Raw genomic sequence first — 3,824 nt, 5'->3', positions numbered from 1 at the left:
TGGGTCAGTGTGACCCTATCGAGTACGATACCTTCTATAGTTCTCAGATAGCACCTGTTCCTCCAGAAATCCAGACAGGAGAAGTAGAATGCTACAGCATCACTCAGAATTTCGAATTCCAAGTAGGCGCGATATGGTCCACTGAAACAATCGACCTGAACAATTCCTTCGAGTACAGCTACTATGTCAATCTTGGATTCAATGACGGTGGGGCCGATGGGATAGTATTCGTTTTAAGTGGCGATCCATTGGGCCAAGCTGCCATCGGTGAGCCGGGAGGTTTTCTATCATACGGTGGTGATGGGGGTATCAGTCCCAGTATTGCACTGGAATTCGATACCTGGAACAATGGACCGGCAGAATTCGATATCCCCAATGACCATGCTATGCTCCATTACAATGGAGTGATGGATGGCTCTGCCGGACCCGCGATTGACCTTGGGAACATAGAAGACGGAGAGTACCATCTGGTAGAGTGTATTTGGGATGCGGTCGATGATCAATTGACCATCCTCTTCGATGGAACGGTCCTCTTGGATATCACCGTGGACCTGGTGAACTCGGTATTTGGAGGGAACTCCCAAGTACTCATCGGATTTACAGGTTCTACCGGAGGATTCACCAACATCCAGACCGTATGTGATATACAGGTCATATATACAGAAGAATGCAATGGACTGGATGATGATTGTGATGGCATCATCGATGAGGATACAGAGGAGACCTACGAGCAAGAGACCTTTATCTGTGAAGGAGAGAGTTTCACTGTAGGCTCATCGACCTATACTGTGACGGGTATCTATACCGATACTATGAGCAGTGCCCTTGGTTGCGATAGTATCGTGATCACTGATCTGACCGTAGGTGAAGTCATCACCTATATGAATGAGGTCCAAATATGTGATGGAGAGCAGTATGAGATCGGTAGCAGTGTCTATACGGAGTCTGGCACCTATCAGGATAGTTTCCAGAACACACTGGGTTGTGATTCTATAATCGAGACCATTTTAAATGTGTCTCCGGTCTATTCCATAGAAATGGATGTGACCATCTGCGAAGGGGAGAGCTACGATCAAGGAGATAACAGCTACTCGACCTCAGGTACATATACAGATGTATTCGAGTCAGCTGCAGGATGTGATTCCGTGATTATCAGTCATCTGGAGGTGTTGGATGTGGATACGACCATGCTTGCCATCACGCTCTGTGAAGGGGAGGAGTACACTACCCCTGTTGCGTCTTATGCAGTTGCCGGACAGTATGAAGAGGTGTATATATCGACCAACTCGTGTGATAGCTTGGTCCAGATATCCATTGCAGTTCTCCCTATTTCAACTCATAGCCAACAGAGGTATATCTGTACAGGTGGAGAATTCATGGTCGGGGATGCAGTCTATACAGAACAAGGGGTGTATGTGGACACGCTCCAGGCGGCCAATGGCTGCGATTCCATATTGAGCACCACACTTGGAGTTATCGATGAATTGATCATCCCTGACAGTGCGCTGTGTGATGGACAGGTCTTCAGTTTGGATATGAATCCCTTTCCGTTTCACGAGATCGAGGGTTTCGATGATGTCGAGAATGGCATCTATGTCTTCTCAGATGCAGGTGAAGGGACGGTGACTGTAGATCTTGATGGTTGTGTGCTGAGTGATGTATTCCATCTGGATTTCATTCCTAATTACAGCACAGAATCCATGCAGCTCGATCTTTGCGAAGAAGAAAGTCTGGACCTTGAAGGTCGGGATCTGGATATCGATTTCATGTGGACCACCGGGGAGACCAGTCCGGTCATCACAGTGGTCGAAGCGGGCGTATACGTCAAGGAGTACAGCTACGCCTGTGGTGATTTTCAGGACCGATTCACTGTAGAATCACTCGCTTGCAACTGCAATTTCTACATCCCCTCCGCCTTCACTCCGGATATGGATCGATTGAATGATCATTTCGGCATCCAATATCAGTGCGAATTCCTATCCTATGAGCTGACCGTCTACGACCGATTTGGAAACGTACTATTCCAAAGCACGGATCCAGATGCCTTTTGGAATGGGGGAGTGGACGGGTATTATGTCCCAGCTGGGGTATATGCGTATGTGCTGAACTACAAGGCGCTGGAAAAAGAAGGACTGACCGAAGGCCGCTCTATGGGATCGATCACGGTGATTCGATAAGTAGGAGCTGTCCATAGGGACGGATTCAAAGAAAACATACTTCTTAAACACCAGTTAATCAGACTATTGCAAAATAGTTTGCAATTTTTCTGAGAAAGTTGAAACCCTTGGATAACCAAGCGCGTATACTCAGACACATAGCGCGTAAATAGAATTAGTGAAGAGCCCCGGAATAACGATTCCGGGTTTCTTTTTTTTATGGAACTAGAAGTCCTCATACACCCCGATACCGAATAGGGCAAAATCATACTTGACCGGGTCATCAGTATCGAATTCCCTCAATTTCCTATCCAATTCCATCACCGCCTTCTGGTCATTCTGCTTTCGCTTGAGAAGACCCAGGCTTCGCGCTACATTTCCTGTATGGACATCGAGAGGTATGCTCAGCATGCTTTGAGGAATGTGCTTCCAGATCCCGAAATCCACACCTCCTTCGTCTTTCCGGACCATCCATCGGAGAAACATGTTGATACGCTTGGCAGAAGAACCACGTAGGGGATCGGCCAAGTGTTTCTCAGAGCGACTTTGGTGAGGAACCGAGAAAAAGAATTGCTTGAATGCAGAGATGCCTTCACACGGCCCTGAAGCGGCTACCATTCGACCCAGTGTACCCTCAAGTCCATCTGACTGGCGATAGAGTTGGGACAAGCGCTTGATGAAGAACTGACAGTCTATCCCATTGAAGGTACGGTGAACGAAGCTGCTGAATCGCCCGAATTCGTCCTCATGGGCATGCATCAGGAAGTCATACGGACGGTCGTCCATCAGCTCCACAAGTTTGGATGCGTTGCGGATGATGGTCTTTCGCTGACCCCATGCTATGATGGCTGCCAGAAAGGCGCTGATCTCGATATCCTCTTTCATGGAGAATCGATGGGGGATAAGGATCGGATCTTCGCGTATGAATTCGGGAGAATTGTACTGACTGTACTTCTGGTCCAAGTAGGACTTGAGCTCATCGCTTGTCATATGGAGATCTTCCCATCCACCATCTCCAGCTTCCTATCGGCCATGTCGGCCAGTTCCTCATTATGCGTGACGATCACAAAGGTCTGCTGGAATTCATCGCGTAATCTGAAGAAGAGTTCGTGCAGTTCCTTGGCATTCTGACTATCGAGATTGCCACTGGGTTCATCAGCATAAATCACATCAGGGCGCATCATGAGTGCCCTGGCTACGGCCACTCGTTGTTGTTCGCCTCCAGAAAGTTCTGAGGGCTTATGTTCCGATCGCTGGCTCAGTCCGAGCATGCCGAGCAGCTCTGCGGCTCGGTCAGCAGCCGGCCCACGGGCCTGCTGGGCGATCATGGACGGGATCATCACATTCTCCAATGCAGTGAATTCGGGCAACAAGTGGTGGAATTGGAAGATGAATCCAATGTGCTCATTTCGGAATCGGGCGAGACCCGTATCATTCAGTGAGGTCACATCCTCTCCATTGATAGATACTGCGCCCGCATCGGGTCTGTCCAGTGTGCCGAGTATCTGGAGAAGGGTGGTCTTGCCAGCTCCTGAGGCACCTACGATGCTTACAACTTCTCCTCTAGATACCTCTAGGTCTACTCCCTTGAGTACTTCTAGATCTCCATAGTGCTTGCGGATACCTGCGGCCTTGATCATGCGCTCAGTTGAGTCGGTAGTTTAGTTC

3 protein-coding genes are annotated in these 3,824 nt (G+C 48.7%); 1 reads left to right on the top strand and 2 read right to left on the bottom strand.

Annotated elements, in window-relative coordinates; all coding sequences use genetic code 11:
• The coding region (locus HKN79_00410; GenBank protein NNC82013.1) for a T9SS type B sorting domain-containing protein at positions 1 to 2,177 on the top strand (2,177 nt) is incomplete at its 5' end.
• 204 nt (positions 2,178 to 2,381) lie between these two features.
• Here the strand turns inward: HKN79_00410 and HKN79_00405 are convergent.
• Together HKN79_00405 and HKN79_00400 are read right to left on the bottom strand one after the other, a co-directional pair.
• Positions 2,382 to 3,146: a TIGR02757 family protein gene (locus tag HKN79_00405; protein ID NNC82012.1), complete on the bottom strand. Its 765-nt coding sequence runs from the start codon at positions 3,144 to 3,146 to the stop codon at positions 2,382 to 2,384.
• Positions 3,143 to 3,796 carry an ABC transporter ATP-binding protein gene (locus tag HKN79_00400; protein ID NNC82011.1) on the bottom strand — a complete coding sequence of 218 codons (654 nt, stop codon included), beginning with the start codon at positions 3,794 to 3,796 and terminating at the stop codon, positions 3,143 to 3,145. Before HKN79_00400 ends, HKN79_00405 begins: the two co-directional genes overlap by 4 nt.
• Positions 3,797 to 3,824: the final 28 nt, after the last annotated feature.

Source organism: Flavobacteriales bacterium, from assembly GCA_013001705.1.
Classification (GTDB): Bacteria; Bacteroidota; Bacteroidia; order Flavobacteriales_D; family JABDKJ01; genus JABDLZ01.
This window is presented reverse-complemented; position numbering and strand designations above follow the sequence as displayed.

What these genes read in the sequence shown, in the direction of transcription:
- HKN79_00405 (NNC82012.1), bottom strand. Translation starts at nt 3,146, where the DNA reads ATGACAAGCGATGAGCTCAAGTCCTACTTGGACCAGAAGTACAGTCAG.
- HKN79_00400 (NNC82011.1), bottom strand. Translation starts at nt 3,796, where the DNA reads ATGATCAAGGCCGCAGGTATCCGCAAGCACTATGGAGATCTAGAAGTA.